Below are 26,840 nucleotides of genomic sequence, written 5' to 3'. Positions count from 1 at the left end.
ATTTGGGTGGGGCTGAGACAGCCGGAGACGCGCGCTACCAGGAGCTGTTCAACGGAGCGGATGTCTCCCTCTGGGAAGAGGACTTCACCGCCGTTTCGGCCGCGCTCGACGACCTGCGCGCCTCCGGCGTCCAGGACCTGCGTGCGTGGCTCGCGGCGCATCCCGGGTTCGTGATGGAGGCCGCGGAGTGGGTGAAGGTCGTGGATGTGAACGAGGCCACGGTACGCCTGCTCGAAGCGCGCACCCGGGATGAGGTGCTTCGCACCTTGTCCCTGTCCCGGTCCCGCGTCTTCGTTCCGGAGACGTCGAAGGCCTTCACCGCCGAGCTCCTCCTGTTCTGGGAAGGCGGCACGCGGCTGGAACTGGAGACCGAGCTCCAGACCCTGGGGGGCCGCCGCATCGAGGTGATGCTGACCCTGACCCGGCCTTCGAGGGAGCGGAGCGACCGGGTCTTCGTCACCCTGCGGGAGGTCTCCGCGCAGAAGGCGTCCCAATGGGCCCGCCAGGAGAGCGAGGCCCGCTTCCGGAACATGGCGGACCACGCGCCGGTGATGCTGTGGGTGACGGACGTCACCGGCCGCTGCATCTATCTCAACCGGACATGGTACGAGTTCACCGGACAGGCGGAGGCAGAAGGCCTGGGCTTCGGCTGGCTCCAGGCCGTGCATCCCGACGACTCCGAGCGTTCAGGGGCAGTGTTCCTCAGCGCCAACGCGCGGCGCAGCCCCTTCCGGCTCGACTACCGGCTGCGACGCAAGGATGGTGAGTACCGGTGGGCCATCGACTCGGCCAGCCCCCGCTTCGGGCTGAACGGCGAGTTCCTGGGCTACATCGGCTCCGTCATCGACATCTCCGAGCGGAAGCAGGCCGAACAGGAGCGCGAGCGGCTGCTGGCCGCCATGGACGAGGCCATCCGGCTGCGCGACGAGTTCCTCGCCGTGGCCAGCCACGAGCTCAAGACGCCGCTGACGCCGCTCAGCTTGAAGCTGCAGACGCTGGCGCGGGCCACCCAGGAGCGGCGCGGACCGGAGCTGCTGGAGCGGCTGCCCGCGGACCTGGAGGTCATGCAGCGGCAGGTGAAGCGGCTGTCGACGCTGGTGGGTGAGCTGCTGGACGTGACGCTCATCAGCAGCGGTCAGCTGCGCCTGGAGCTGGAGCCGGTGGACCTGGGAGCGCTGGTCCAAGAGGTGGCCGCGCGCTTTGAGAGTGAGTCACAGCGCACCGGGACGCCCATCCAGGCGGAGCTGGACGAGGTGGTGGTGGGCCAGTGGGACCGGGTACGGCTGGAGCAGGCGGTGTCGAACCTCCTCTCCAACGCGCTCAAGTACGGCGTGGGTCACCCCGTCTACCTCCAGGTCGGCAGGACGGCGGAGCACGCCTGGTTCAGCGTCCGTGACGAAGGCATTGGCATCCCCCCTGAGGCGGTGGGCCGCATCTTCGAGAAGTTCGAGCGCGCCGTCTCCGAGCGGCACTACGGCGGGCTGGGACTGGGGCTGTACGTCACGCGGCAGAACGTGCAGGCCATGGGTGGAACCATCGCCGCGCGGAGCACGCTGGGCCAGGGCGCCACCTTCACGGTGCGCCTGCCCTGCCAGGTGTCCCGCGTGAACGCGGCGCGGGAAAAGGCGTCATGACGCGCTCCCAGGCCGTGGAGGACGCGCTACGCGGCGGCGCTGAGCGCTAGCGCTAGCCCGTTGCCCGGCGCTTACGTGCCGCACGCGCGGCGGGCTTCGCTGGGGCGGCGGGCGCCGGAGCCGCCGGCTGAGGCAGCACGGTGACGACGGCGTTCACCACCCGGGACACCGCGCGGAGCTGACCGGGCTCGAGCTCCCGCAGCTTGCGCGTCATGCGGCGCAGCTCCACCGGGTCTTCCTTCACCGTCTTGCGGGGCGTGACGGGCGCGCCGTCGGGACGGCCCACGCCCAGCAGCGTGTCCGCGGAGACCTCGAGCACGTCGCAGAGCCGGCGCAGCGTCTGGGTCCGGGGCAGCATCTTCCCGCGCTCCAGGCGGCTGTAGACCTCCATGGCCATGCCCATGCGTTCGGCGACGTCGCTCTGGGTGAGGCCCAGACGCAGGCGGGCGTCGCGCGCGGCGCGCCCCAGCACGGCTGCCAGCTTGTGGTCGACGGGCTCACGCATGACGGCCGAGGGTGGCACGCCCGCCGGGTCCTGCAAGTTTCCATCCGCCACCCTGGTGCATCCCCTCCCCCGAAACCTACCTCCCAAGTCAGGACACTACCTCAAAGGGCAAACGTCATGCTATGGACCTCCAAGGTTGAATCATGACGCCGCTCACAATGACAGCCGCTGGAACCACGTCTGAATTGGACCTCCAAGGTCCCATGGGAGTTCATCCGTGATGCCGGGAGAGGACCTGCACCCGCTGATGCTCCAGGAGTCGGAGGAGGTGGGGGCCTTCCGCATCGTCCGGCGGCTGGCCACCGGGGGCTTTGGCGCCATCTTCCTGGCCGAATCCGAGACGCGCCGGCAGGTGGCGCTGAAGTTCGCGCTCCAGGGCCCCTCGGAGGTGGACTCGCCCGCGGCGGACGCGCGGACCTGGAAGGAGGTCCACGTCCTCATGCGCCTGGAGCACCCCAACGTCGTGGAGCTGCTGGGCTACCGGCGGTGGCCGGATGCGCGCGATGGCTACCTGGTCCTCATCATGGGGTACGTGGAGGGTCCCACCCTGTCCGAGTGGGCCCTGGCCGCGCAGCCCACGCCCCGGCGCGCGGTGCAGGTGTTCCAGCAGCTGGCGCTCACGCTGGATGCCATCCACCGCGCGGGCGTGCTCCACCGCGACATCAAGGGCAACAACATCATCATCCGCGCGTCGGACGGGCAGCCGGTGCTGGTGGACTTCGGCTCGGGGGACCATGCCTGCTCGCCCGTGCTGACCGAGGACACCCTGCCGCCGGGCACCCCCAGCTATCGCAGCCCGGAGGCCCTGCGCTTCTGGGCGCAGCCTCGGCCCGCGGGCTCGCGTTACGCGTTCGCGCCCACGGATGATCTCTACTCGCTGGGGCTGGTGCTCTACGAGGTGCTCACCGGGAGCTTTCCCTATCCGACCCAGCTGCCGCCCGCCGGGCTGCTGGCCAGCATCGAGTCCGGTGGCTTTCCCCTGCCCTCTGTCCGCAACCCGCTCGTCCCGAAGGCGTTGGACGCCATCGTGGCGCGCTTGCTGTCGCCCTCCGCGGCGGGGCGGCCTCCTTCGGGAGCGGCCCTGTTCGATGCGCTGGACGCGGCGCTGGCGGGCGCGGACTCGGCCTGGGATGAGCCCCTGTTTCCTCCCCTCGCTCCCGAGGAGGCCATCACCGAGGAGGCGCTGGAGTTCTTCGACGGGGACGAGGAAGCGCGCGAGCTGCGCCACTGGATGCGCGTCCCGGAGCGAGCGCGCCCGCCAGCGTCCTTCGCGCCTCCCACCGAGCCCACCTCACCCTGGGCTTGGACGGAGGTCCGCGCGAGCACCGGGTGGCGGCGGTGGCGGGACGCGCTGAAGCGGCTCTGGGTCACGCTGCGCTCGTGGCGCTGAGCCGGCCCGCCATTCATCGGGAGGGGCCTGCGCGCCTGGCCCTCCGGGAAATCCACTCACTTTCACTCAACCTCAGAGGTCCATGAGCCCATGATGACGCCTGACACGACGACAGAGGAGCTTCCTGGAGGTCCACACAGGCCACGCGTGCTGTTCACCGTGGCCGGCACGGTGTTCGAGTTCGTCCGCAAGCTGGAGATGCGCTCCACGGGGGAACTGCTGATGCTGGCGCAGCGCCGCTACCGCAATGGCCTGAGCGGCCCGGTGGTGGTGAAGCGTCTGCGCAACCCCGCCACGTTCGTGGAGCGGCGACGGCTGGTGGAGGAGGTGGACCTCACGTTCCGGCTCAACCATCCCGCCATCGCCAAGGTGATGCTGCTGAAGCTCTACCGCGGCGCGCCTCACGTGGTGATGGAGTACGTGGAAGGGCGTTCGCTGGACACGGTGCTGAACCTGGCGGCCATGCGGCGGCGGCCCCTGTCCGCGGAGTTCGCGGCGCACGTGACGGCGGAGGTGGCGGAGGCGCTGAGCTACGCGCACGGCCTCACGGATGAGTGGAGCCGGCCGCTGCACATCGTCCACCGGGACGTGAGCCCTCGGAACATCCGCGTGGGCGTCCATGGCGAGGTGAAGCTGACCCACTTCACGGTGGCGGCCTCGTCGCTCTCCGGGCGCGAGGTGACGAGCCAGGAGCTGGTGAAAGGTGACATCGCCTACGCCTCGCCCGAGGCACTGCGGCGACGGAAGGTGGATGCCCGGTCGGACCTGTTCTCACTGGGGCTGGTGCTGCTGGAGCTGCTGACGGGCCGGCACCCGTTGCTGGTGGATGACCTGGCGCCCGTACTGGAACCGGAGCCGCTGGAGCTTCACGCGCAAGGGCCTACGTGGATGCCCGTGAAGGAGGTGGCGGCGCGGATGGCCCAGGTGGGCCCGGAGCAGGTGGAGCGATTGGCGGCGGGGGTCGCCGAGCCCCTGCGGCGCATTCTGCTGCGGGCGCTGCGGCAGGAGCCCTCGGAGCGGTTCCAGACGGGCGCGGAGATGGCGGAGGCGCTGCGCGCGTGGCTGGATTCGCAGGGAGGCCACCGGGGTCGTCAGGCCATCGCGCAGGAGGTGGAGCAGGCCGCCGTGGAGGCGACGGTCCGGCGCAACCAGGCGGAGCTGCTCGAGGGCGGGCTGCATCCGGAAGGGCTGACCGTGGAGGAAGCCGCCCTGGCCGGAGAGCCCTCGTCCGAGACGCCCCTGGGCGAAGCCGCGGGGTCCGCGGTCCGATTGTCACAGGTGGCCGAGCTGACGCTGGAGGCACGCATCACCCAGGCGGCGGAGCCCGCGGCGGGCGCGCGGCACGCCGCCACCGAGGCACCGGACGAGGCACGCCCCGAGGCACCGGAGCCCTCTGACACGGCCCCAGAGGCCACGAAGCCCGAGGAGCCCGACACACCGTGACGCGCGTGGCGTCACGGCGGACTCACAGCACGCCCATGCCGTACAACACGGCCGCCAGCACCAGCAGCGTCGCCAGGATGACCGCCGCCACGCGCAACGGGGAGATGGGCGCCTCGCCCAGCACCACCTGCGCGTCCTGCCCGTGCACCAGCACCCGGTACGGCTTGTCGCGGTAGCGGTAGGCCAGCACGTACACGGGCAGGGCCAGCCGCTGGGTGCGCAGGCTGAACAGCGCCACGGCGACGTGGATGTTCCGGAAGCGGCTGCCCGGAATGACGCCCTGCTGGAGTCGCTCGATGGCCAGGCGCTCCACCGCCTCCAGCACGCTCCGCCGGGCGCCCGAGCGCGTGGCCTCGAAGCGCTCGACGTGCGCGCCCTCCGGCCCCTGGGGCGTGTCCTGGCCGGAGCCTCGCTGGTAGTGGGGCGCCAACGCCTCGCACTCCCGCACCTTCAACCCGCGCGAGGCCGGCACCGGGATGCCCTCGAAGTCGAAGCGCGTCCGGCCCGCGTGCGGCGCCCAGTCCGACCGCCGCGAGCCCGCGTTCGAGTCCGCCGTCCAGCTCACGTCCACGCCCGCGTCGAACATCCACGCCGGCCACCACACCGGACGCAGCGACTCCAGCGAGGCCTCCTGTGCCAGCCCGGACGGCCGGAAGAAGCCGCCCCGCCCCAGGAAGCCCATCAGCGCGCCGCGCGCGGCCTCGGTGTCCACGGTGAAGGGGAGCCAGTGCTGCGCCTGCTCCACCGGGTCCGCCGTCGTCTCCACATGGGTGACGGAGCCGCAGTAGTCACACCGGGGCGCCTTCGCCTCCACGGAGTACTCCACCGCCGCGCCGCAGCTGTCACACCGCACCACGCGGGCCCGCGCGCGCTCCACCGCGGCACGCGGCGGAGGCGGCGCCGTCAGCCCGCAGATGGGGCAACGCAGGTCCTCCGCCTCCAGCGCGGAGTCACAGCGCTGGCAGGGCGCCACCCTCACCGCTTCGGCGCTCATCGCCCACCTCCCGTGAGCAGCCAGCCCAAGGCCAGCACCGCCAGCAGCGCCACCAAGGCGGACAGCACCTTCCACGAAGAGATGGGCGCCTCGCCATGGACGGCCCCCGTCTGCCCGTTGACGAGCACCCGCAGCGGCGGCGCGTCCTCCGCGTACTTCACCGCCAGCACCCAGACGGGCAGCAGGCACACGTCGAGCGCCTCCCAGTCCAGCCGGGACTGATGCTCCAGGCCCCGGTGCGAGTCCCCTGGCATGAAGCGCGACAACAGCCCGCCCACGCGCTCCACCGCTTCCTTCCGGGCCAGCTCCTGACACTGCGCCAGCGTGAGCGAGGGCTCCTCCGCCACCCAGCCGGAGATGAGCGCCGGGGTGTAGCGAGCCAGGCCGCGCAGGTCGAAGGGCTCCAGCGCCTCCAGCTCCGCGTTGTCCAGCCCCTTGGACGCGGTGACGAGCACGTCCGCCACGTAGCTGACCCGCTCGCCTTCCAGCGAACGCCACTCCGTGCGCGTCACGGTGCGCGTGCGCGTCACCCGCTTCCCGTTCTCCGTCGTCGTGTACGTCTCCGTCTCCTGGTAGTTCTCCCCAATGGAGGCGCGGTAGCGCGCCTGCGCCAGCACGCTGTAGAGGTACGCGGGCACGTACACACCTCGCACCTCGCCCGGCGCAGCGGAGCGGATGCCGGAGCGCGTGAAGCGGCTGCGCGAACGCAACCACCGCGCCACATGCGCCTTCGCCGCCATGTGCGTGAGCGCGAAGCCCAACGCGAAGACGGGCTCGGGCACACCGGGCACCGGGGGACGCTCCACCACGGCGGGCGCGGCGCAGTAGGGACAGCGCGTGGTCCGCAGCGCGGGCTCCAGCACCAGACGCGCGCCGCAGGACTGACACCCCAGGTGGAGCAGCGGTCCGGCCACGGCGGACGGTGTCTGTTGGGATTGCTCGGCCATCCGCCAGTCTTGGCGCACCTGACCCGGGACGTCCATTCCGTCCGCCGGCCTGCCCTCCTGGCGTGCATCCTCCCGGCGTGCACGCCCGTTGGCCCGTTGCCGCGAGCCCGCGCCGTCACGAACATAGTGTGGCGGAGGGAATCCATCATGGCTCAGCGCGACAAGCATCAACAGCCGGGCATCCAGCCACCCGAGGATTACTACGGCCGTACGGAGGAACCGCGGCAACACGCTCCGGAGACAGAAGAGAGCGAAGAGAAGCGCGACCTGGCGGACGCCGCCGAGTCGTCGGCAGACACGCATCGCATGCGCACCATCGACCCGACGGAGCGCACCCCCGGCGCCATCCTGGATGAGATTGGGGACGGGGATGGTCCGCGCAGCGACGCCGGCACCAACCCCTTGCCCGACACCTACTGGAGCGCCTACCCCGACGGCGAACCCCAGAGGGAGTGAGCACTCACGCCGTCCAATGAATGTCAGCCCCCCTCTGTACTGTGTGCTCATTCGCCAGCACCCAGGGGGAGCGATTCCATGGCGGAAATCCGTGAACTGCCGCGTGTGTCCGTGAACAAGTTGGGCGAGTACCTCGTCGCCACGCCCGCGCGTCGCAAGCGCATCATCCACGACCAGAAGCACCCGCCGGAGCAGCAGTACCTGCGCTATCCGGAGGCGTCGCATGCGATTACGGACTTCCTCTGCCGGGGCATGGACCTGTCCATCCTCCGTGAGCACCAGCGCCGCTTCGCGTGCAGCGTGCCCCAGACGGAGTTCGAGGCGCAGCGGCTGCAATTGTGCTCGGAGGCGCTCGAGCGCTTCGCGGACCTGGTGCCCTGGTTGGATTTGGAGGAGACGCTCATCAGCGCGGTGGGCGCGGAGCCTCCCGTGCTGGAGGTGGCGGGCGTCACCATCAGCGTGCGGCCGGAGGTCGTGCTCCAGCGCATGGACAGACATGGCAACGCGCGCGTGGGCCTGATGAAGCTGTACTTCTCCAAGCACCAGCCGCTGGATGAGCGCTCAGGGCAGTACATCGGCACGCTGCTCCAGCGCTTCACCGAGCAGCACCTGTGCCCGCTGGGCCCGTGTGACCACCGCCTCATCCAGGTGGTGGACGTCTTCGCGGGGACGGTCTTCACCGCGCCGCGGGCCCACATCCGGCGGCTGAGCGACGTGGTGCTCGCCTGCGAGGAAATCGCGGAGCGCTGGTCCGTCCACTGACGCGGCGAGCCATGGGCTCGGGTGCAGTGCTCAACGAAGCAACCGCCTGGGACAACGTGAGGGTGGACACGTCGAAGGACTTCATCGAAATCGATGGTCCTGCTTCGCGCCACCCGATTCCCCAGGGAGTTCCATGAGCACCGAGCACGCCGCCCCCACCCTCTCCACGCGAGACTTCATCGACCTGGAGGAGCGGTATGGCGCGCACAACTACCACCCGCTGGACCTCGTCATCGAACGGGGCGAGGGCTGCTGGGTTCATGACGTGGAGGGCCGCAAGTACCTGGACTGCCTGAGCGCGTACTCCGCGGTGAACCAGGGGCACTGTCACCCGCGCATCCTGGAGACGCTGCGCGAGCAGGCCGCGAAGGTGACGCTGACGTCACGGGCCTTCCGCAACGACCAGCTTCCCCACCTCTACAAGGCGCTGCGCGAGCTGTCTGGATTGAGCCGCGCGCTGCCGATGAACTCCGGCGCGGAGGCGTGCGAGACGGCCATCAAGCTGGCGCGCAAGTGGGGCTACACCGTCAAGGGCATCCCCGAGGACAAGGCGGAGGTCATCGTCTTCGCGAACAACTTCCACGGGCGCACCATCAGCCTCATCAGCTTCTCCACCGTGCGGAGCTACCGGCAGGGCTTCGGCCCCTTCACGCCCGGCTTCACCGTGGTGCCCTACGACGACGTGGAGGCGGTGCGGCGCGCCATCACCCCCAACACCTGCGCCATCCTGATGGAGCCCATCCAGGCGGAGGCCGGCGTGCTGATTCCGCGCGACGGCTACCTGAAGCAGGTGGCCGAGCTCTGCAAGCAGCACCGCGTGCTGTTCATGGTGGATGAAATCCAGACGGGCCTGGGGCGCACCGGGAAGACGTTCGCCTTCCAGCACGAGGACGTGCGGCCGGACGTCATCGTGGTGGGCAAGGCGCTGTCGGGCGGCTTCTACCCGGTGTCCGCTGTCATGGCGGATGACGAGGTCATGGGCGTGCTCCGTCCCGGCGAGCACGGCAGCACCTACGGCGGCAATCCGCTGGGCTGCGCCGTGGCGCGCACCGCCCTGGACGTGCTGCGCGACGAGCGCCTGGTGGAGCGCTCCGCCGAGCTGGGCACGTCGTTCCTGGCCATGCTGAAGACGCTGAAGAACCGCCACATCGTGGAGGTGCGCGGACGGGGGCTGATGATTGGCGTGGCGCTGGACATCTCCGCGCGGCCCGCCTGCGAGGCGTTGATGAAGGAAGGCGTGCTCTGCAAGGAGACGCATGACTCCGTCATCCGCCTCACGCCGCCGCTCATCGTCACCCAGGCCGAGCTGGACTGGGCCTTCGAGCGCATCAAGAAGGTCATCGAGGCGCTGTAGTCCCAGCGCCACCCGGGCACGCGAGCGACCGCGTGCCTGGGACAGCCGCACCGGGGCCTCGGTTGCCCTGGCGTATCGCCTTCCACACCGTGTTGGGAACAGCGCGCGGCCTGGAGCGCTGCGACAGGACGGTGGCCGGTGCTCGAAGCCCTCTGGGACAGGCGTGCGCTGCTCGTATCGGGCAAGGGCGGCGTGGGGAAGACGACGCTGGCGGCGGCGCTGGCCGTGGCCGCCGCGCGCGCGGGCCGCACCGTGCTGCTGGCGGAGCTGGCGCCAGAGGAGGACGGGCCTTCGCCGCTGGCGGCGCGCGTGGGGGCGCGCCAGGCGGGGCCTCAGGTGACGTGGGTGCGTCCCGGGCTCCACTTCGTGCGGCTGTCCGCATCGGAAGGGCACCGACACTTCCTGGAGCGCGCCCTGCCCGCGCGCTGGCTGGCCGACGCCGCGCTGCGCACCCGCGCCCTGCGCCGCTTCCTGGAAGCAGGGCCCGCGCTCCGGGAGATGGGGCTGATGTACCAGTTGCTGGCCCTGCTCCGGCGCACCCGGCCGGATGGTCGCTTCGTCCACCCGCTGGCCGTCGTCGACCTGCCCGCCACGGGACACGCGCTGGCGCTGGCCGCCCTTCCCCAGCGCGTGCTGTCCCTGATGCCCGGGGGCCCCATCGGACGCGACGTGCGGGAGGGGCTCGACTTCCTCCAAGATGCGACGCGCACCGCGGTGGTCCTCACCAGCCTGCCGGAGCCGCTGCCCGTCAGCGAGGCGCTCACCGTGGCCGCCGAGCTGCGCCGGCTGGAGCTGCCGCTGTCCACGGCCGTCCTCAACCGGATGCCGGAGGACCCCTTCACGCCCGAGTCCCGCGCCGCCCTGCGCCGGATGCTCGCCGCGCACGGGCCGCACCAGGGGTGGCGTGAGCTGGAGCGGCTGGAGAGGGCCCGGGCCGCCTCCGTCCGGCTGTCACGCACGCTGCGCGCGCCGCTGCTCACCCTGCCGGAACTCCACGCCACGGGCCCCGCGCTGGTCGAGGCGCTGGCGGAGGGCTTCGCTCCTCCCCCGGAGCACGCGCCCTGGCAGGAGTCCCTGCCGTGAGCCACGGACCGCATGGCGGTGGGCCCCGGCGCGTGTCACAGGGGCGCACGCCGTGAGCGCGGGCGACCTGCGCCGGCTGCTGCGTGACAAGCGCATCGTCGTCTTGTGCGGCGCGGGCGGCGTGGGCAAGACGACGACGGCGGCGGCCCTGGGCGTGGCCGCCGCGCGCGCGGGACGGCGGGTGCTGGTGCTCACCATCGACCCGGCGCGCAGGCTCGCGGAGACCATGGGGCTCCAAGAGAGCGGCTCCGAGCCCACGTCGATTCCCCCCGAGCGCCTCTTCGCCGACGGCCCCCGGGGCACGGGCCTCCTCGACGTGTGGATGCTGGACCCGCGCGCCATCTTCGAGCGCATGGTGCACCAGCTGGCGCCCACGCCCGAGGCGGCGCGGGCGATTGTCGACCACCGCCTCTACCGCTTCCTGTCGGAGCTGGTGGCGGGCGTGCAGGAGTACGCCGCCGCCGAGGCCCTGGACGCCTTCCTCACGGACGGCCGTTACGAGCTCATCCTGCTGGACACGCCCCCCAGCCGGCACGCGCTGGACTTCCTGGACGCGCCCGGCCGGCTGGCGCGATTCCTGGACGAACGCATCGTGTCGCTGTTCGGCCCGAAGAAGGGGACGCGCGGCGGGCGGCTGTGGCACGGCGCGCAGGCGGTGGTGGACCGCGTCCTGGCGGGCATCTTCGGCGCGGGCTTCACCCAGGAGATGCGCGGCTTCATCGGCGCCTTCGGCGGCCTCTTCTCCGGCATGCGGCTGCACACGGAGCGGCTGCACCAGCGGTTGGCGTCGCCGGACGCGGCCTTCCTGCTGGTGACGTCCCCCGAACCCGCCTCCCTGCGCGAGGCCACCTGGTTCCGCGAGACGCTGGCCGCGCGGGGCCTGCCCTTCGCGGGCTACGTGCTGAACCGGAGCTGGGCCCATGACGACGTGCTCGCGGCGCCGGAGGCGCTGCTGGAGCACACGGGAGGCGACCGTCACGCGGAGCACGCGGTGGCGGCGCTGGCCCGCCTGGCCGCGGTGGAGCAGGAGCGGGCCCAGGCCCACCGCGACGTGCTCGACCGCCTCACCCGGCACCTGCCCTCGGGGACGCTCGCGGTGGCCGCGCCGGACGCGGGCGCGGAGCTGGAGGAATTCAGCGGACTGGTGCGCCTGGGTGACGCGCTGGCCGCGGGGTGAGGAACGCCAGGGAGGGACGGGCACCCGCTCGCCTGGACGCCCGCACCTTGGAGGCACGCGGCCTCACCACCAGCGTTGCAGTTTGAACCCGACTTCGCCCGAGGAGCGTCATGGCCCACAGAAGCATGGACAACGGCAGGGACGAAACCCACCGCGAGGCGGACGTGGCGCCTCCAGGCTCGCGTGAGCGCGCCGAGTCCGACCTCACCGGCTGGAACCCCGCCCGCGACGAGGAGTCCTCCACCCGGCAGGGCCGCTACTACCGCGCGGCGACGATGCGCATGGCCCTGCCGCGCACCCAGGTGGACGACGGGCCTCGCGAGGACGTGTACGGCACGCCCCCGGAGGACAGCGGCCCCTACGGCCGGGATGACCGGGACAGCCGCTATGCCACCGGCTGGGGCCCCCGGCACGACACCGGGGAACAGGACGTCGAGCTCTCTCGCCAACGCGCCGACTACCGGCCCTGGGACCGCTCCGGCTACGGCGGCGGTGGCGGCGAGCCCTCCCGCCCCCAGCCTCCCCAGGGGGAGGCCTACCGCGACGTGCGCTTCCACGGCCGTGAACGCGGCGCGCATGGCGAAGAGCGCCATGGCGACGCGCGCCCCCGCTACCGGATGGACCGGAGCGCCTCCCCCGGCGCGGGCCGTGACGAGGCGAGCACCCACCGCGGAGAAGGCGCGGCGTCCGCTTGGGCCCGTGACGAGGCGAGCACCCACCGCTGGGCAGGAACAGCCACCAGCGCACGGCGTGACGGAGCGAGCACCCAGGTTTACACCGCCGTCGCGGGCCGCCCCGAGGCGAGCACCTCCCGCTGGGACGGCCGCGCCCGCAACGGCCGCTGGCGTCACGAGGCCCTGCTGGCCCGCGAGGTGATGACGCGCAACGTGCGCACGGCGCGCCCGGAGAGTCCGCTGCGGGACATCGCGCGAATCATGAAGGACGAGTCCTGCGGCGTCGTCCCCATCGTGGACGAGCGGAGCCGGCTGGTGGGAATCGTCACGGACCGGGACCTGGTGGTCCGCGCCTTCACCGGGGGCCGCTCGCCGGAGCAACTCCGCGCGTCCGACGTGATGACGGATGACGTGGAGGCCGTCACGCCAGACGACACGCTCCATGACGTCATCGGGCTGATGGGCCGCCGTCAGCTGCGCCGCATCCCCGTGGTGGAGCGCGACGACAGCATCGTGGGCATCATCTCCCTGGGCGACATCGCCCTGCGCGCCGACCACGACGAGGAGCTGCAACAAGCCCTGGAGCGCATCTCCTCCAAGCGCTCCTTCTGGAGCCGGCTCGGCTGAGTGATGCCGCGTTCCCTTCGGGTGCGGGCGGGCCCTGCGTCTGGCCCACCCGCGCCCGGCGCACGGCTCACGCCACGCCGGTTAGCACCACGGAGTCGCCCGTCTCAGACACCGTGAACTTCTTGAGGGGGAGGGTGGCCGGGCCCTGCGTCACCGCGCCTTCACGTGTGAAGATGGACGCGTGGCAGGCGCAGAACAGGTCCGCCTCCTGCTCCCGGTAGTTCACCTCGCAGAAGGCGTGGGTGCACACGGAGTCCACCGCCGACAGCGAGCCGTCCTGCAAGCGGAACACGAAGATGCGCTTGCCGTACCCGGACGGCACCCCCGTCACCGAGCCGCCCACGTCACGCAGCTGGGGAAACTGGCTGAGCGGGAACACCACCTGCCCGTTCACCGCGGCCGGGAAGTCGCTCTGGCCCGCGCGCAGGTTGATGCGCAGCACGCCCGTGTTCGGGTTGTACTCCGCCGCGAACGTCTGCAGCGGCACGGTGGCCGGACGCTGGAGCACCGCGCCATCCGTGGCGCTGAAGCGCGACAGGTGACAGGGGCAGATGACGTCCTTGCCGTCGAAGCCCAGCGGGCACCCCACGTGGGTGCACAGCGACGACAGCACGGAGAAGTCGTTCGGCGCGCCGTCGTCCTTGGAGTGCACCACCAGCAGCGGCACCTGCTCACCCGGGACGCGCACCGTCAACGCGCCGCCCACGGGCTCCAAATCCGGATAGCGCGACACCAGGATGTCCACGGTCCCCTGCTCGCTGGCCGTGACGTCCGTCACCGGAGCGGGGTTGATGTCCGGCGCGCAGCCCGGCAGCGTCGTCGCCGCCGCGCTCGCCGCGCCTGTTCCCAGAATGCCCTTGAGGAATCCTCGTCGCGTCGAACTCACGTACCCTCCACCTCGAATACCAGCTTGGGCTCCAGCACCAGGACGTCGTCCACCTTCACCATCAACAGCGACGGGCGGTTGACGTTGTAGGCATCCAGGCTGATGTCGAAGCTGCCCTCGGCCACCGCCTCCTTCTCCGACTTGAACAGCACCGTCATCGGAATCTCCACGGTCTTCTTCACGCCGTGGAACGTCAGCTGGCCCTTCACCTTCACCGGCACCTTCGCCGGGAAGCTGGTGGGCGGCTTCACGCCGGTGGCCACGCCCTTGAAGTCGATGATGGGAAACCTGGCCGCGTCCGTCGTCTCCAGCATGTGCGCGTCGCGGTTGGCGTTGCCCGAATCGAAGTCCTTCACGTTGGCGCGCACCGCCACCTGGAGCGTGCCGTCCGGCAGCAGGCGGGCCTTGCCGTCGCTGGGCGGCGCCTTGCCCACCACCTCATGCAGCTTGTGCTTGAGCTTGTAGGTGAGCGAACTGGCGTCCTTCTTGACGCTATACGTGCGGGCCTGCGACTGCGCGACTGCGGGCAGCGCGAGCACCAGGGTGGCGATCAGGGCGATTCGTCGAGCAATCACGTCAACCTCCAGGAAACCACTACGAAAGGCATGCGCTTCAGAAGAACAGTGTGAAGACGCCGGCCGACACCGCGCCCAACGTCACGTAGCCGGAGATCTGGTGCGCGGTGGCCAAGTCCGTCTCGGACAGCCGGCCAAAACGGTCCGTGGCCATGATGCCGAGGACGATCTGCGCCACCATGCCAACGGTGGCGAGCGCCATGAACATCTTGTGGACGGTGATGGTGTCCCACTGGAGCTTCTCCTTCTCGAAGGGCTCCGGCGCCAGCACCCCCAGCATGCCCACGGTGGCGAACAGCGCCGACGTGCCGATGGCGAGCCCCCGGTGCAGGCCCAGCAGGTTGCGGTCATCCCCGCCGCCGCGGAACGAGTCGTTGAACTGGAGCTGGCCCACCACCGTGGTGCCGACCAGACCGGCGGCCATCGCGAAGCCCAGGCCCTGGTGCAGCTTGAGCATGGTGCGGCGCCGGCCAATGCGCTTCTCCAGGTCCGGGTCCACCTGCGCCGCGGCCGCGGCTTCGGCGGGCTCCAGCAGGTCGAAGTCCAGCGAGTCCCCCCCTTCCGCCGGGGCCTCCCCGGACTTCTTCTGGGCGGTGGGCGCGTCGTCCGTTGGAGACAGGGGCTTGGCGGGCTCCACCTGCATCATGGGTTGGGCCTGAAGCTCCGGGGCGTTCACGCCCCGCGAATCCACGGCCGGCGTGGCCTTCTTGCCCTTCTTCGCGGGCTTGCGCTTCGACGTGGCCTTGACCGGCTTCGCGGCCTTCGTCTTCGTGGCCTTCGTCTTCGAGGAGGACTTCACCGCCCGGGTCTTTTTCGCGGACTCGGTCTGGCGCTGCTGGGCCCAGGCGGTGTGGGGGGCGGCAATCAACGACAGGACGACGAAGAAGGCAGCAAAGCGAGTCATCAGGCTTTTCCGTGTAGACGCAAAGCAAACTGCCGGGTCAGGACCGGTCATCCGAGCTCGTGTCCTCCGCCACACCATCACCAACCCACCTTCTCCGAGGACGGAGCAAACGCTATCGCGTCCGGGCTTTCCGGAAAACGCACCGCGTCGAACGGTACCGCCCAAAACTCGGCGGACCGGCATCATTTTCCGCGGCCCCCTGTCCGGACAGCGTCGGCAATCCGGGGACGCGGCGGCTGACGGTAGCGTCCGCACTTGGGAATCGGGAGGTGTCTGAAGGTCACGGCTCAGTGTCGAGCACCGGCCAGGGGTGAAGGGCGCGTCCGGGCTGGCGAGCCCGGCGGCTCACTTCACAGGGAACAACCTGACGCCCCAACGTGGGGCGGCCTCACGCCTCACGCGGGGGCGGTGGCGGGGACTTCCGAGCGCGGCGCGCTGCCGGAGGTCAGCTCCAGGCCGAGCGCGTGCGGATCAAAGTACGCGTAGAAGCGGCGGATCCGGTCGCCATCCCACTCGATGATGGACACGCCTTCATAGGCCACCGCCGCGCCGTTGTGGGCGGTGCCCTGCGTCTCCCATTCGAGCGCGACGCGGGAGCCCGCCTCAATCATGTTGCGGAAGGTGGACTCCACGCGCTGGAGGGTGCCCTTGTACTCACGCCAGAACCGCCGGGCGCCCTCCTGGCCAGAGAAGACCTGCGGCGAGGCCACGTTGCTCACCTGTGCGTCGTCACTGAAGAGGGAGACGAGGGTCTCCAGGTCCCCCTCCTTCTCCAGCTTCGCCAGTGCATCCACGAACCGCTGCGCTCGCTCCGTCGCCATGCGCTGCCTCGCTCCTCGTGAAAGAGTCACCCAGGGGAAGGGTGCGCACGCCTCGAGGACATGTCCCTCCGAAGGGCCCGGCCCCTCGCCCTCCGGACGGCCGCGCGGGGGACTCGCCGCGGGGCCCGGTGGTAGACTCACGTCTCCGCGGCCATGACCTCCACGCATACCCGCCCCGCCGAGCCGACGAGCGATTCCCTTGTGGAGTCCCTGGCGCCGCTGCCTGCCCCTCCTTCGCTGGCCGCGCTGCGGGACGCCCTGAGCTCGCCCGGCGTCATCCCCTTGGAGGTGGACGCGCTCATCGCGGCGATTGCCCAGCGTCCCGCAGAGGACCCGGAGGCCCTGCGCGAGCGAACGGACTACCTGCTGTCCCTGATGACGCTGCCGGGGGATGCCAGTGTCCTGACGGGGAGCGCCGGCATCACGGTGCGCACCGCGGCGGTGGAGGCCCTGCTGGAGCTGGGCTACCCGTATGCGCTGGAGGTCCCCCCGGACGCCCTGGAGCGGGCCCGGCGTGAGCGGAGGCTGCCGACGACGGAGGCTCCCCCGTCGCGCATCCTCCGCTCGCCCGTCCTGGCGACAACCGCCACGCTCCTCTGCCTGGTGTTGCAGCTCGTCCTGATGGCCCTCCCAGACGTCCGCTCGCTCGACGATATGGGGGCGTTGCTGACGCCCTACCTGCTGCCCGTCGTCGCGCCCGCGCTGCTGGCCATCCTCGGAACCTGGACGAAGACGCGCCCGCTCCAGTACCTCGGAAGCCTGGGCCTGGGGATCCAGGGCCTGGTCTGGTTCGGCGGCGTCTTCATGCTGACACGGATGGCGTCGAAAGTGCCGTGGCTGTGGGTGGCCGCCCCCTGGTACCTCCCCTTCATCGCCTGCTACCTGGTGTGGCCTCGCCCCCTGCCGCCCCCCGAGGCGGATTCCTGAAAGTTGGGCTCGTAGCCCAGGTCCGGGTCCTCAGCGCGGCAAGGCCCGGGTCCACGCCTCCCGATTCCACCCCTCCTTCGCATAGGCCGCTCGCGTGGACTCAGGCAGCGCGTCCCAGGCCGTGCGGGATGCCAGCTCGGCGGGCGGCTGGAAGACGTTCCGATGCCCGGGGGCGACGGCTTGCTGGGCTCGCTCCGCCGTCAGGCCCTTCATGGAGAAGCCCGCCTCGGCGCTGGCCTGGCTCCCATCCGCCTTGAGCTTCGCTGACACGCCGCCCCCGAGCTCCGCTTTCTTCGCGTTGAGTGTCGCGTGCACCTGGAACAGCGAGCCGACCCCCACCGCGACGCGCTGCTCGCCGTCCGATGCCAGGCTGAGCTCCACGAGCCCCAGGTTCACCTTGACCTTCCGCTCCGTCTCGCCCGAGCTGTCGTGTGACAGCTCGACACCCACGGGGCCCGCGCGCGCGGAGACGCCCACGTCCCCCTTCAGCTCCCCGTGTCCCCGGGTGTCGAGCGCCGCCTTCGCGCTCCACTGAGCGCTCTCGTTGCTGACACCCACCTTGCCGTGAAGCTGCACCGTGCCCCCGGCGCGCTCCCCAGAGAGCTCCCGCTGCCGGGCGCTGACGTGTTGCAGCGTCAGGTTGAGCGTCTTCGGCTGGCCGATGCCCGCCTTCCAGGCCGCCTCGTAGTCCCGCCGCGACGGGTCCTTCCACTCGAGGCCCAGGAGGGACTCGGGCAGGTGCGCGGCACGGGGCGGTCCCAGCGCTCCCAGTTCCTGGAGGCTCTGGGCCCCATCCACCGCGCGGGCATACCGGCCGAGGTATTCGGTGTGCGCCCGATAGAAGCCCGCGCCCACGTCGATGGCGTGTGCGTTCACCGCGTCACGCATCGCCCCCGGCAGCCGCCGGTCATTGACGAAGACGTCCGGCACCGCCGGGTAGCCCAGGGGGCCCACCGGGCCCGACTCCCCGTTGCGCCGATGGAGCACGCCCTTCGACTCCGCCTGCTCCAGGAACGCGAGCCGCGAGCCCGCGTCCTGCGCCTTCACGTATGCGCCCAGCAGCCCCTCTTGCTGCAAGCGCTCCAGCGCGACCCTGTACGTGCCCGCCGGGAGACGTCCCAGCGCGGTGTGCACCGCCCGCACGTCATCGGCGCCGACGGTCCAGTTCTCCAGGCTCCGCGTCAGGCGCGCGCGGATGCCTTCGAGCACGTCCGTGGGCGCCTCCTTCGAGCCCTCCGGGCGCGACCAGCCTCCCAGCACGGCCATCTCCCCCGCGGACCGGGCGGGGCCCGCCCCAGCAGGCGTGGATCCGTGAGACGAGGGCTCCGGCGTCTTCGCGGCGGATCCGTCGAAGGCGCGCACCTCGTTACGCTGAGGCGATGCCTGCGCGCGGGGCTCAGCGGCGCGTGACGGAGACGGGGGCGCCGCTCCGGCCTCCGTGGGGGTGTCGATGGAGGACAACGAGGAACTGCCGGACGAATCGATACGAGGCATGGGACGCGCTCCGGGTGGGAACGGCCCGTCCGATGCAGCCGGCACACCAGGGCGCCTCCCAGGGCCACGCGCGTTCGGCGGTCGCCCAGGCTGGACGCGGCATCTCCGCAATGGGACTCGCCCGAAACGCGACGGGGACCGGGGCCTCCATGGCCACGGTCCCCGCTTCACCGCACCGCGCGTTGGGAGCGCGGGCTCAGAAGACGTTCTGCGCGCGGCGGTAGTACATCTCGCGGTCCGCCATGCCGTTGTAGCCACCGTTGATGCGGCGGGTGACCTCGCGGAAGTTGCCCGCGTCCGCGTAGGTGTTGAGGTTGCGCGACGACCAGTACCAGCCGGCGATGCGGAACGCGACGTCCGGGTCCTTGGCGCGCTGGGGGTTGCCCTCCAGGTCGATGCCCAGCGCCTGGCCCGCGGCGCGGTAGTTGGCGCGGCCCGTCAGCTGGATGGGGCCACGGCCCTTGTAGCGGACGCCGTCGCCCGGCTGGGTGTTGCCCAGGTCCCTGCGGCCCTCGTAGGCGGCGCCGGAGGCAATCTCCTCCATGTAGCGGAGCTGGCCGCTCTCGTGCGCGAGCTGCGCCAGGAAGGCCGCCTTGCGCATGGGCGTGGTGATGTTCGCCTCCGCCATGGCCCGGTTCAGGTGGGGCAGGTACTGCTCCGCCTTCGCCTGGGACAGGTTGGGCATCACCGCCCGGAGCTGCTGCACCGTCACGCCGGCGGATCCACCGGTCGGCGGCTTCGGGCCCCCCACGCCCCCCACCGGCGGCTGGTTCGGCGCCGGCCGGGTGGGCGACGCACCGCCCCCACCCGGAATCGTGAGCCGCTGGCCCGCGTAGATGAGGTTGGGGTTGGAGATGTTGTTGGCCCTGGCCAGCGCGCCCACCGACGTGCCGTACCGGCCCGCGATGCCGCTGAGCGTGTCGCCCGACTTCACGGTGTAGGAACCGCCGCCCGAGGAAGGCGACGCACCGCCCCCACCCGGAATCGTGAGCCGCTGGCCCGCGTAGATGAGGTCCGGGTTGGAGATGTTGTTGGCCTTGGCCAGCGCGCCCACCGACGTGCCGTGCCGGCCCGCGATGCCGCTGAGCGTGTCGCCCGACTTCACGGTGTACGAACCGCCACCCGAAGCACGAGGCGCGTCGAAGCCGTCCGGGATGCGGAGCTTCTGCCCCGCGTAGATGAGGTCCGGGTTGGAGATGCCGTTGCTCTTCGCGAGCGACGACACCGAGGTGTTGAAGCGCTGGGCCAGCGCACTGAGGCTATCGCCACGGCGAACGGAGTAGATCGTCACGGGGGGCAGACTCCTGGAAACAGAGAGGCGACGTACCCACATTTTCGTAACGACTGAGAGGATGTTTCCCCGGAAGAGCAGTTATTTATGCATAAACTTATGTAAAACCACTGAAATCACGAAATTGTGACACGAGGATGGGTCGTTACAGACTCGTGACATCATCCCCCCAAGTAGCCAGGATGTCGCACCCCAGCGGCCACGCTTGTGTGACTCCAAGGGTTCCGTTACCTCCGGGGCCATGTCCGCTGACTCCGTCCTTCCGGCCCCTCGGGCCCGTCTCACGCAGCGCCCGGGCTTCTGGGCGGGTGTCGCCGTGGCCGCGCTTGGCGTCACCGCCACCCTGGGGGCCATGCTGATCCGCGGCCAGAGCGGTGGGCCCCTGCCCCAGCTGGGCGCGCTGCCAGACTTCACCTTCACCCGGCATGACGGCCAGCCCTTCGGGAGCACGCAGCTCCGGGGCAAGCCCTTCGTGGCCAACTTCATCTTCACGCGCTGCCCCACTGTCTGCCCGGCCTTCACGCGGAAGATGGTGGGCGTGCAGGACGCCACCGCGTCCCATGGCGCCGGGCTCCAGTTGGTGTCGTTCTCCGTGGATCCGAAGTACGACACCCCGGAGCGGCTCACCGAGTATGGCGAGCGCCACGGCGCGGACTTCTCCCGCTGGAGCTTCCTCACCGGCGACTACGAGCAGCTGAAGGAGACCATCGTCCAGGGCTTCAAGGTCAGCATGGGCCGAGAGCCCGGCGCGCCCGAGGACGACCTGCTCTCCATCTTCCACGGGACGCACTTCGTGCTCGTGGACGACGCCGGGCAGATTCGCGGCTACTACGACAGCGCGGACAGCGACTCCACGGAGCGCCTCATCCGCGACACCCGGCGCCTGGCCCAGACCGGGCACTGAGCGCCGCCGCGCGGGGGGCCGCGTCGCCCGCAAAGCCGAAGGGCCGGCCCCGCAGCTTCGCGGGAGACCGGCCCTGGGGCTTGCTACCAGTTCGCGCCAGAGGCGCGGATCATCACTCCACGAAGCGGGCGTGGTTCTGCGCGATGATGTTCTGGAAGTTCTGCAGACCCAGCGGGTTCTCCGCGAAGGCGCCGACCTTGTCCGCCGCGCCCTTGACCGCCTGCGCGATGTTGGTGATGTCCTGCACCTTGGGGGCGATCTTGGACAGGAAGCCCAGGCTGCCCAGCGTGCCCTCACCCAGGAAGGACGCGGCGCCCTGCTTCACCAGGTTCTCCGCCGTGGGGCCCAGGAACTTGCCGACCAGGGGCAGCTTGCCGACCTTCTCACCGATGAACTTGGCGATGGGGTCCACCAGCGAGCTCAGGGGCTTCTGGAGGAACTCCATGGCCTTGCCGCCGATGTTCGCAATGCCACCGGCAATCTTGCTGACCGTGCTGGCGACCTTGCTGATGACGTTCGTAACGGACTTGAGTGCGCCCATGATCGTACCCCTTGGATTCTAGATGCCTGGAAGGCGGAGATTTGTACCGGAAGGAAAACTCGAGAGGATTCTCGGTGCGTGTGGGGAATTGTTTCCTCTCACCTTTTTCGTCGAATTTTCCCCACCGGCCCCCGCCCGTGGTCTCAGGGATTACGGGCGGTTACCGCCGCTGCTGCCCTTCTTGAGCTGATCCATCAGCTCCTTGTGGGCGGCAGGATCTTGCGGACCGGTGGGGGCAGCGCCGCCCACGGGAGGCGAGGTGAGGGACGGCTTGCCGGCGGTGGAGGCCTTGTCCTGGGTGAACTTGGAGGCCTCGAAGTCCGGGGGTGAGCCGGGAAGCTCGCCCTTCATGCCCTTGATGAGGATGTTGGCGGCCTCTTCGGTGGAGAGGGGGTTGAAGCCGTTGCGGCGCAGCTCCTCGTCGGAGATGACGGCGACCTCCGCCTCCTTGTCCTTGTCCTGAGCGTACTTGAGGACCAGCTCCACGTAGTCCTCGAGCTTCATGCTCACGGCCTCGGCGATCTTCTTCGTCTCCGGATCCTTGAGCAGCTCCGCGCGAACGACCTCGATGGGTCGCTTCAGGCCGCGCTTCGGCTTTCCGGTGTTTTCCTGGGACATGCTCTTGCTCCGAGAAGGAAATGGGACAGTGCGCCGGACTCTAGCCCAGTTTCCCCACTTCACACATTCCCGCCCACCTTGGAATGGCCGGAACCCGCATGCGGGAGAGGGAGGGGGACGGCTTCACGCCCGTGTGCCCGTGACTACCTTTGGCGCCAGCGAAGGACAGTCACGGAGACGAGGCGCGCCATGGCGATTTCCAAGCGGGGGCTGGTGGACAGGGTGAAGGAGGTGGCCGTCCAGGCCGGCACGCGCGGCGCGCGGGTCCTCCTGGGCACCGCGGTGGTGACGGCCCGGGGAGTGGCAAACCTCCAGTCCAAGATTCGGGGCGCCCCGGCCCGCGGCCGCGTGAAGACGGCGGCGGAGGGGACGCGGCGCACGGCCAAGGCGGCCCGCGGCGTCATCGAGAGTGGCAAGCCCGCGAAGGCCCCGGCGCGCCGTAAGTCACCGTCCATCAAGACGGCCTCCGCGGCGGGCGCGAACAATCAGGTGGGCCGCAAGTCCGTGCCCGGCCAGGCCGCAGCCGCCAGGCGCGGCACCGCGAAGACACCGCGCCCCGCCACCAAGGCGAAGCGCGGGCAGAAGCACCGGCACTGAGGCACGGCTTCAGCGGGCGGCGTTCCTGGACACGGCCTTCGCTCGAGCGCCTCCGCTCACCTTCTTCTGCTTGGGAGCGATGCGCGTCACCGTGCCCGGGCGCCGGGCCATGGCCGCCTCGCGGGCCGCTTCCTCGGCGGCGCGGGCCGCGGCGGCCTTCAGCGCGAGCTGTTCGGCCTGCTGCGCCCAGCGGCGCTTCAACACGTCCCGCAGCCCGTCCTTCTGCAGGTCCACCTGGGCCTTGTGCAGACGGTAGTGCAGGTCCTCGCGCAGCGTGCCGCGCGCCAGCGCCGCGTCCGCCGAGCCAGAGACGCCCAGCACCAGCTTCGGCCGCTCCTCTTGCGTCCGCAGGCACTGCAGCAGGACGAACTGCGCGTCCCGCCCCAGCTTCGCCACGTCCGGGATGAACACCACCCCGTTGGGATGCCGGAGCGCTTGCGGCAGCTCGGCCGCCTGCCGCACCTCCACCAGCTCCACGTTGAAGTTGCGCGCGGCTTCCTGCGCCCAGCAGCGCCGCTCCTCTTCCGTACCGCCATGGAGGAGCAGCGAGGAACGGTTACAGACGAGCTCCACTTCACGATAACCCTGCGGTGTCACCGGCGGCCCCCCTGCGTCTGGAAATGCGTGATTTCTAGATTCTAATGCAGACGTGCCCTACCGGGCACGTCGGAGCCGGCACCACCTGACAGTCCTTTCATGTGATGACAGGTAGCCCCCGTCTGAAACACCTGCCTCAGGCGGAGGGCACCACCATGACGGGCCGGCGGCAACGCGTCACCAGCTCATGGGCCACCTCGCCCTCCAGGGCGTCCCGCAGGCGCGAGGGCTCCAGGGACGTCCCCACGCACACCAGGTCCACCCCTTCGCGCTCCGTGGCCTGGCAGATGGCCAGCGTCACGTCCTCGCCCGTCACACCCTCCACGCTCCAGCGCACCGTCTGGGCGGTTTCGTCGCGCGGCACCAGCTCCCACAGCCGCTGGAGCACCTGGTCCCTGTCCCTGGCGGGCTCGGGCAGCACGCCGTAGTGGTCCGCGAAGCCGCGGTCCTCCAGCTTGCGGCGGTGGACGTGCAGCAGGTGCACCCGGCCCCCGGGCCCCACCAGCGTGCGCGCATGGGAGATGGCCTTGGTGCAGGCCTCGGAGAAGTCCACGGGCACCAGCACGCTTCGCGGTGGGCGGTCCGCGCGCCGGGCCTGCACCAGGGGGGGCACACACACCACGGACTGCGCCGCGTGCCGCAGCACCCCCGCGGACACCGAGCCATGCCACAGCCGCTTCACCCCGCTGCGCTGGTGCGTGCCCACCACCATCAGGTCCGCGCCGCGCGTGTGCGCCACGTGCATCAGGTGGTCCGCCGGACGGCCGAAGCCGGGCTCCAGCACCACCTCCACGCGGCCCTCGCCCACCAGGTCCCCCACCTGCTCGCGCACCTCGCGTTGCAGCACGCGCTCCACGATGGGGTCCAGCGCCTCCATGCCCTGCAGCGCCGGCTCCAGCAGCTCCACGTGCACGGGGCTGTGGATGCCCAGCCGTTCCCGTTCATCCATGGGCGAGCACACGTAGGTGGCCAGCACGTCACACGGCCCCACCCGGCGCAGCTCGCGCAGGAAGGACACCGCGGCGCCCGTCGTGGAGGAGCCGGGGTCCACGCCCACCAGCACCAACAGCCGCCTGCGGCCCCGCGCCCAGTCGGTCAGCGCGGTGTCGCTGCGCACGGCCAGCACCGGCGCGCAGCCGTAGCGAGACAGGCGTTCGGGCACCGTGGCCCGCCGCCACGCCGGGGTGCGCCAGCCGGACGCGGCCACCACAATCCACCGCGCGTGCCGACACTCCTCGTCACTGAGCACTTCATCCGCGGAGGTGCCCGCCTGCAGCCGGTAGCGCACCGCCCTCGCGAGCGTTTCGAGCCGCGCGGCCTCCGCCTCCAACCGCTGCTGGGTGAGGGCCAGCGCGCCGGTGCCGTCGTCGAGGAATGCGTCGCCCTCCGCGACGCCCAGGAGCAGCAGCGGCTCTTGCAGCCGCCCCGCCACGGCCGCCGCCACGTGGGCAGCCGCGAGGGACTCAGGGGACAGGTTGGTGACGCACACGATGGCCATGGCTGCCCTCCAGGTTCGGGAAGACCCTTCCCCGTGAAGGAAACAGTGGCCATGGCGACGCCAGGAAGCGGGCACCCGCCCTACGCTGGCTCGCTCCAGGGCCCGGCGCACACCGCACTCGCGGGCTCGCGGGGCCTGGGCACGCCCCAGCGCCTGCCCGCCCGCACGTCACGTGCGCTCGGGCGCAACCTTGGGCACGGCGTGCCCGTCGTGGTTGGTGTGGTCCTGCTCCTCGCCCGAGCCACCCCGGTCTCCGCTCTTGCCGAAGGTGGACAGGAACACCTCCTCGCCGTTGCTCGTGTAGCGGTACGGCCGGCCCCACGGGTCCAACGGCACGGAGGGCAGGTACGCGGGCACCAGCAGTTCCTCCACGTCCGCGTCTTCCGGCAGGGTGCCCTTGTCCGCGCGGTAGCGGCCCAGGGCCTCCTCCAGCAGGGCGAGGTCCTGATGGATTCGGTCGGCGTGCACGGCCTTGGAGCCGCTCAGCGCGCCCACCAGGACGGCGACCACCAACCCGAGTCCGAAGACGAGCCCCACGAACAACACGGGGGAGCGGCGGGACGGAGGGGGCTCGTCAGACGAGGCGTTCATGACCCCTTCCTATAGCCGCTTTCCGGTCGCGAGGCGCGCGTGGACTTCACCTCTTACAGGGCGCGGAACAGTGGAACGGGCTGCTGCTTGCCCTTCAGCCGCACGGGAGGCAGGTCCTCGAAGGCCGTCTCGTTGGCATCCACCAGCTCGCGGGTGCGCTCCCCCACCAGGATTTCCCCCGGGCCCGCCAGCGCGCACAGCCGCGCGGCCACGTTCACCGCGTCACCAATGCAGGTGTACTCGGCGCGCACCGTGCTGCCGATGTTGCCCGCCACCACCACGCCCGAGTTGATTCCGATGCCCAGCTCCAGCACCAGCGGCTGGCCCTCGCGCCCGCCCGCCGCCCACTCCGCCTCCGCCTCGATGCGCAGGTCCGTCAGCGCATCCATCATCATCTTCGCGGACTGGAGCGCACGCAGCGCGTCATCCGGACGGGCCACCGGCGCGCCGAAGACGGCCATCAGCCCGTCACCCAGGAACTTGTCCAGCGTGCCGCCGCAGGTGAGCACCGCGTCCGACATCCGCCCGAGCACCTGGTTGAGCACCCCCACCACCTGCTCCGGAGGCAGGCTCTCCGCCAGGCCGGTGAAGTTGCGGATGTCCGCGAACAGCAACGTCACCTCGCGCTTCTCGCCGGTGAGCACCACCGCGTCCGCGCTCTTGAGGATTTCCTCCACCACCGCGTCGGACGTGTAGCGCGCGAACAGCTTGCGCATGCGCTCCGTTTCGCCGGTGCGGCGCACCACGCTTTCGATGCGCGCGGCCAGCTCGTCCATGGACGCGGACTTGTTGACGTAGTCATCCGCGCCGGCGCGCAGGCCGCGCACGCGCTCGGCCTCCACGTCGTTGGCGGTGAGGATGATGGCGGGCACCGCGTGGCTGGGGCCTTCCTTCAGGCGGCGGCACAGCTCCACGCCGTCCAGGCCGGGCATCTCCAAATCACTGAGGACGATGACGGGCTGGAGACGGCCCATGCTCTCCAGGGCCTCGAACGGGTCCTGGAAGCAGAGAACTTCGTAACCCAACGCCACCAGGCCCTCCTGCACGAAGGCGCAGGCCAGCGGGCTGTCGTCCACCACCACCACGCGGCGACGGCCATCAGAGGAGGGGCGCGGCAAATCCTGCCGCCCGGCGATGCGGTTCTGCAGCCCCAGCGCCTCGTAGATTTGCTTGTAGGTGCAGTGGCCCAGCTCCACCAGGATTTCGCCCAGCTTGCGGCCGTCGCGGCGCTGGCGCGCGAGCGCCTCGTCGAGCTGCGCCAGCGTCACGTACTTGAGCCCCACCAGCAGCTCGCCCAGCGCGGGCTGCAGGGGGCTCTTGTCCTGATGAAGCCCGAGCGCCTCTCCCAGCGCGTCCTGAATCTGCTCCCGCGTGACGTAGCCCAGGGAGATGAGGGCTTCCCCCACGCGCTGCCCGGTGAGGGCCTGGAGGGCGAGCGCCTCCTGCACCTGGCCGGGCGAGACAATCCCCAACTTGAGCAGCAAATCACCAAACAGGGGGCTGGAAGCACTCATGGTGGGTGAGTGTACCTCACACCCCCCACCCACGGG

General features: G+C 70.7%; 27 protein-coding genes. 12 read left to right on the top strand and 15 right to left on the bottom strand.

The window, feature by feature from the left end:
- Positions 1-2: 2 nt before the first annotated feature.
- On the top strand, positions 3-1,634 hold the full coding sequence (locus BLU09_RS20605; RefSeq protein ID WP_090491247.1) for a sensor histidine kinase: 1,632 nt from the start codon (positions 3-5) through the stop codon (positions 1,632-1,634).
- A gap of 52 nt (positions 1,635-1,686) precedes the next feature.
- Here the strand turns inward: BLU09_RS20605 and BLU09_RS20600 are convergent, their stop codons facing one another.
- The gene (locus tag BLU09_RS20600) at positions 1,687-2,139 is read right to left on the bottom strand and encodes a helix-turn-helix domain-containing protein (RefSeq protein WP_186817881.1); all 453 of its coding nucleotides are present in this window, start codon (positions 2,137-2,139) and stop codon (positions 1,687-1,689) included.
- 220 nt (positions 2,140-2,359) lie between these two features.
- Between BLU09_RS20600 and BLU09_RS20595 the strand changes: the two genes are divergently transcribed.
- Positions 2,360-3,529, top strand: a complete 1,170-nt coding sequence (locus tag BLU09_RS20595; RefSeq protein ID WP_090491245.1) for a serine/threonine-protein kinase — start codon at positions 2,360-2,362, stop codon at positions 3,527-3,529.
- Between the two features lie 90 nt (positions 3,530-3,619).
- Positions 3,620-4,972, top strand: a complete 1,353-nt coding sequence (locus BLU09_RS20590) for a serine/threonine protein kinase (RefSeq protein ID WP_186817877.1) — start codon at positions 3,620-3,622, stop codon at positions 4,970-4,972.
- Positions 4,973-4,994: 22 nt separating this feature from the next.
- On the opposite strand, the gene BLU09_RS20585 is transcribed toward BLU09_RS20590, so the two are convergent.
- The gene (locus BLU09_RS20585) at positions 4,995-5,966 is read right to left on the bottom strand and encodes a TFIIB-type zinc ribbon-containing protein (RefSeq protein ID WP_090491243.1); all 972 of its coding nucleotides are present in this window, start codon (positions 5,964-5,966) and stop codon (positions 4,995-4,997) included.
- Complete coding sequence (locus tag BLU09_RS20580) at positions 5,963-6,913, bottom strand: TFIIB-type zinc ribbon-containing protein (RefSeq protein ID WP_186817876.1); 951 nt, start codon at positions 6,911-6,913, stop codon at positions 5,963-5,965. The genes BLU09_RS20585 and BLU09_RS20580 overlap by 4 nt, the downstream gene beginning before the upstream one ends.
- 147 nt (positions 6,914-7,060) lie before the next feature.
- On the opposite strand from BLU09_RS20580, the gene BLU09_RS20575 reads away from it, so the two are divergent.
- From BLU09_RS20575 to BLU09_RS20550, 6 genes are all read left to right on the top strand, one after another.
- Positions 7,061-7,369: a hypothetical protein gene (locus BLU09_RS20575; protein WP_244171897.1), complete on the top strand. Its 309-nt coding sequence runs from the start codon at positions 7,061-7,063 to the stop codon at positions 7,367-7,369.
- 78 nt (positions 7,370-7,447) lie between these two features.
- Positions 7,448-8,131: a hypothetical protein gene (locus tag BLU09_RS20570; RefSeq protein ID WP_090491242.1), complete on the top strand. Its 684-nt coding sequence runs from the start codon at positions 7,448-7,450 to the stop codon at positions 8,129-8,131.
- Between the two features lie 133 nt (positions 8,132-8,264).
- Positions 8,265-9,485, top strand: coding sequence for an ornithine--oxo-acid transaminase (rocD, locus tag BLU09_RS20565; protein ID WP_090491241.1), 1,221 nt, complete (start codon positions 8,265-8,267; stop codon positions 9,483-9,485).
- Positions 9,486-9,623: 138 nt separating this feature from the next.
- Complete coding sequence (locus tag BLU09_RS20560) at positions 9,624-10,568, top strand: ArsA-related P-loop ATPase (protein WP_090491240.1); 945 nt, start codon at positions 9,624-9,626, stop codon at positions 10,566-10,568.
- A gap of 52 nt (positions 10,569-10,620) precedes the next feature.
- On the top strand, positions 10,621-11,745 hold the full coding sequence (locus tag BLU09_RS20555) for an ArsA family ATPase (protein ID WP_090491239.1): 1,125 nt from the start codon (positions 10,621-10,623) through the stop codon (positions 11,743-11,745).
- Positions 11,746-11,855: 110 nt separating this feature from the next.
- Positions 11,856-13,046: a CBS domain-containing protein gene (locus BLU09_RS20550; RefSeq protein WP_090491238.1), complete on the top strand. Its 1,191-nt coding sequence runs from the start codon at positions 11,856-11,858 to the stop codon at positions 13,044-13,046.
- Positions 13,047-13,113: 67 nt separating this feature from the next.
- Here BLU09_RS20550 and BLU09_RS20545 read toward each other — a convergent pair whose 3' ends face one another.
- From BLU09_RS20545 to BLU09_RS20530, 4 genes are all read right to left on the bottom strand, one after another.
- Positions 13,114-13,932 carry a QcrA and Rieske domain-containing protein gene (locus BLU09_RS20545; protein WP_090491237.1) on the bottom strand — a complete coding sequence of 273 codons (819 nt, stop codon included), beginning with the start codon at positions 13,930-13,932 and terminating at the stop codon, positions 13,114-13,116.
- A complete protein-coding gene (locus BLU09_RS20540; protein ID WP_090491236.1) occupies positions 13,929-14,507 on the bottom strand; it encodes a YceI family protein in 579 nt (192 codons plus the stop codon). The genes BLU09_RS20545 and BLU09_RS20540 overlap by 4 nt, the downstream gene beginning before the upstream one ends.
- Before the next feature lie 37 nt (positions 14,508-14,544).
- On the bottom strand, positions 14,545-15,411 hold the full coding sequence (locus tag BLU09_RS20535) for a hypothetical protein (protein WP_090491235.1): 867 nt from the start codon (positions 15,409-15,411) through the stop codon (positions 14,545-14,547).
- Between the two features lie 395 nt (positions 15,412-15,806).
- Positions 15,807-16,232, bottom strand: a complete 426-nt coding sequence (locus BLU09_RS20530) for a nuclear transport factor 2 family protein (protein WP_186817875.1) — start codon at positions 16,230-16,232, stop codon at positions 15,807-15,809.
- A gap of 153 nt (positions 16,233-16,385) precedes the next feature.
- Between BLU09_RS20530 and BLU09_RS20525 the strand changes: the two genes are divergently transcribed.
- Positions 16,386-17,159: a hypothetical protein gene (locus tag BLU09_RS20525; RefSeq protein ID WP_090491233.1), complete on the top strand. Its 774-nt coding sequence runs from the start codon at positions 16,386-16,388 to the stop codon at positions 17,157-17,159.
- Positions 17,160-17,189: 30 nt separating this feature from the next.
- On the opposite strand, the gene BLU09_RS20520 is transcribed toward BLU09_RS20525, so the two are convergent.
- Together BLU09_RS20520 and BLU09_RS20515 are read right to left on the bottom strand one after the other, a co-directional pair.
- The gene (locus BLU09_RS20520) at positions 17,190-18,653 is read right to left on the bottom strand and encodes a hypothetical protein (RefSeq protein WP_244171896.1); all 1,464 of its coding nucleotides are present in this window, start codon (positions 18,651-18,653) and stop codon (positions 17,190-17,192) included.
- 196 nt (positions 18,654-18,849) lie between these two features.
- Entirely contained in the window at positions 18,850-19,944 is a 1,095-nt protein-coding gene (locus BLU09_RS20515) for a LysM peptidoglycan-binding domain-containing protein (protein WP_090491231.1), read from the bottom strand.
- 241 nt (positions 19,945-20,185) lie between these two features.
- Between BLU09_RS20515 and BLU09_RS20510 the strand changes: the two genes are divergently transcribed.
- Positions 20,186-20,848 carry an SCO family protein gene (locus tag BLU09_RS20510; protein WP_244171895.1) on the top strand — a complete coding sequence of 221 codons (663 nt, stop codon included), beginning with the start codon at positions 20,186-20,188 and terminating at the stop codon, positions 20,846-20,848.
- Positions 20,849-20,960: 112 nt separating this feature from the next.
- Here the strand turns inward: BLU09_RS20510 and BLU09_RS20505 are convergent, their stop codons facing one another.
- A complete protein-coding gene (locus tag BLU09_RS20505; protein WP_090491230.1) occupies positions 20,961-21,389 on the bottom strand; it encodes a hypothetical protein in 429 nt (142 codons plus the stop codon).
- A gap of 150 nt (positions 21,390-21,539) precedes the next feature.
- The gene (locus tag BLU09_RS20500; RefSeq protein ID WP_186817874.1) at positions 21,540-22,007 is read right to left on the bottom strand and encodes a hypothetical protein; all 468 of its coding nucleotides are present in this window, start codon (positions 22,005-22,007) and stop codon (positions 21,540-21,542) included.
- 189 nt (positions 22,008-22,196) lie between these two features.
- On the opposite strand from BLU09_RS20500, the gene BLU09_RS20495 reads away from it, so the two are divergent.
- Positions 22,197-22,604, top strand: coding sequence for a TrbL/VirB6 family protein (locus BLU09_RS20495; RefSeq protein ID WP_244171894.1), 408 nt, complete (start codon positions 22,197-22,199; stop codon positions 22,602-22,604).
- A 9-nt stretch (positions 22,605-22,613) separates the two neighbouring features.
- Here the strand turns inward: BLU09_RS20495 and BLU09_RS20490 are convergent, their stop codons facing one another.
- The 4 genes from BLU09_RS20490 to BLU09_RS20475 form a co-directional block, all read right to left on the bottom strand.
- Complete coding sequence (locus BLU09_RS20490; protein WP_090491227.1) at positions 22,614-23,201, bottom strand: P-loop NTPase family protein; 588 nt, start codon at positions 23,199-23,201, stop codon at positions 22,614-22,616.
- Between the two features lie 136 nt (positions 23,202-23,337).
- Entirely contained in the window at positions 23,338-24,699 is a 1,362-nt protein-coding gene (locus BLU09_RS20485) for a universal stress protein (RefSeq protein ID WP_090491226.1), read from the bottom strand.
- A gap of 168 nt (positions 24,700-24,867) precedes the next feature.
- Complete coding sequence (locus BLU09_RS20480) at positions 24,868-25,290, bottom strand: type II secretion system protein GspG (protein WP_090491225.1); 423 nt, start codon at positions 25,288-25,290, stop codon at positions 24,868-24,870.
- A gap of 53 nt (positions 25,291-25,343) precedes the next feature.
- Positions 25,344-26,804 carry an adenylate/guanylate cyclase domain-containing protein gene (locus BLU09_RS20475; RefSeq protein WP_026114268.1) on the bottom strand — a complete coding sequence of 487 codons (1,461 nt, stop codon included), beginning with the start codon at positions 26,802-26,804 and terminating at the stop codon, positions 25,344-25,346.
- Between the last annotated feature and the right edge of the window lie 36 nt (positions 26,805-26,840).

The organism is Myxococcus virescens, assembly GCF_900101905.1.
GTDB classification, from domain to species: domain Bacteria; phylum Myxococcota; class Myxococcia; order Myxococcales; family Myxococcaceae; genus Myxococcus; species Myxococcus virescens.
This window is presented reverse-complemented; position numbering and strand designations above follow the sequence as displayed.

Coding starts and splice junctions, on each gene's coding strand:
- BLU09_RS20570 (WP_090491242.1), top strand. CDS start 7,448: ATGGCGGAAATCCGTGAACTGCCGCGTGTGTCCGTGAACAAGTTGGGC.
- BLU09_RS20580 (WP_186817876.1), bottom strand. CDS start 6,913: ATGGCCGAGCAATCCCAACAGACACCGTCCGCCGTGGCCGGACCGCTG.
- BLU09_RS20590 (WP_186817877.1), top strand. CDS start 3,620: ATGATGACGCCTGACACGACGACAGAGGAGCTTCCTGGAGGTCCACAC.
- rocD (WP_090491241.1), top strand. CDS start 8,265: ATGAGCACCGAGCACGCCGCCCCCACCCTCTCCACGCGAGACTTCATC.
- BLU09_RS20510 (WP_244171895.1), top strand. CDS start 20,186: ATGTCCGCTGACTCCGTCCTTCCGGCCCCTCGGGCCCGTCTCACGCAG.
- BLU09_RS20485 (WP_090491226.1), bottom strand. CDS start 24,699: ATGGCCATCGTGTGCGTCACCAACCTGTCCCCTGAGTCCCTCGCGGCT.
- BLU09_RS20550 (WP_090491238.1), top strand. CDS start 11,856: ATGGCCCACAGAAGCATGGACAACGGCAGGGACGAAACCCACCGCGAG.
- BLU09_RS20520 (WP_244171896.1), bottom strand. CDS start 18,653: ATGCCTCGTATCGATTCGTCCGGCAGTTCCTCGTTGTCCTCCATCGAC.
- BLU09_RS20535 (WP_090491235.1), bottom strand. CDS start 15,411: ATGACTCGCTTTGCTGCCTTCTTCGTCGTCCTGTCGTTGATTGCCGCC.
- BLU09_RS20500 (WP_186817874.1), bottom strand. CDS start 22,007: ATGTCCCAGGAAAACACCGGAAAGCCGAAGCGCGGCCTGAAGCGACCC.
- BLU09_RS20505 (WP_090491230.1), bottom strand. CDS start 21,389: ATGGGCGCACTCAAGTCCGTTACGAACGTCATCAGCAAGGTCGCCAGC.
- BLU09_RS20585 (WP_090491243.1), bottom strand. CDS start 5,966: ATGAGCGCCGAAGCGGTGAGGGTGGCGCCCTGCCAGCGCTGTGACTCC.
- BLU09_RS20595 (WP_090491245.1), top strand. CDS start 2,360: ATGCCGGGAGAGGACCTGCACCCGCTGATGCTCCAGGAGTCGGAGGAG.
- BLU09_RS20480 (WP_090491225.1), bottom strand. CDS start 25,290: ATGAACGCCTCGTCTGACGAGCCCCCTCCGTCCCGCCGCTCCCCCGTG.
- BLU09_RS20600 (WP_186817881.1), bottom strand. CDS start 2,139: ATGCGTGAGCCCGTCGACCACAAGCTGGCAGCCGTGCTGGGGCGCGCC.
- BLU09_RS20525 (WP_090491233.1), top strand. CDS start 16,386: ATGACCTCCACGCATACCCGCCCCGCCGAGCCGACGAGCGATTCCCTT.
- BLU09_RS20495 (WP_244171894.1), top strand. CDS start 22,197: ATGGCGATTTCCAAGCGGGGGCTGGTGGACAGGGTGAAGGAGGTGGCC.
- BLU09_RS20575 (WP_244171897.1), top strand. CDS start 7,061: ATGGCTCAGCGCGACAAGCATCAACAGCCGGGCATCCAGCCACCCGAG.
- BLU09_RS20530 (WP_186817875.1), bottom strand. CDS start 16,232: ATGGCGACGGAGCGAGCGCAGCGGTTCGTGGATGCACTGGCGAAGCTG.
- BLU09_RS20475 (WP_026114268.1), bottom strand. CDS start 26,804: ATGAGTGCTTCCAGCCCCCTGTTTGGTGATTTGCTGCTCAAGTTGGGG.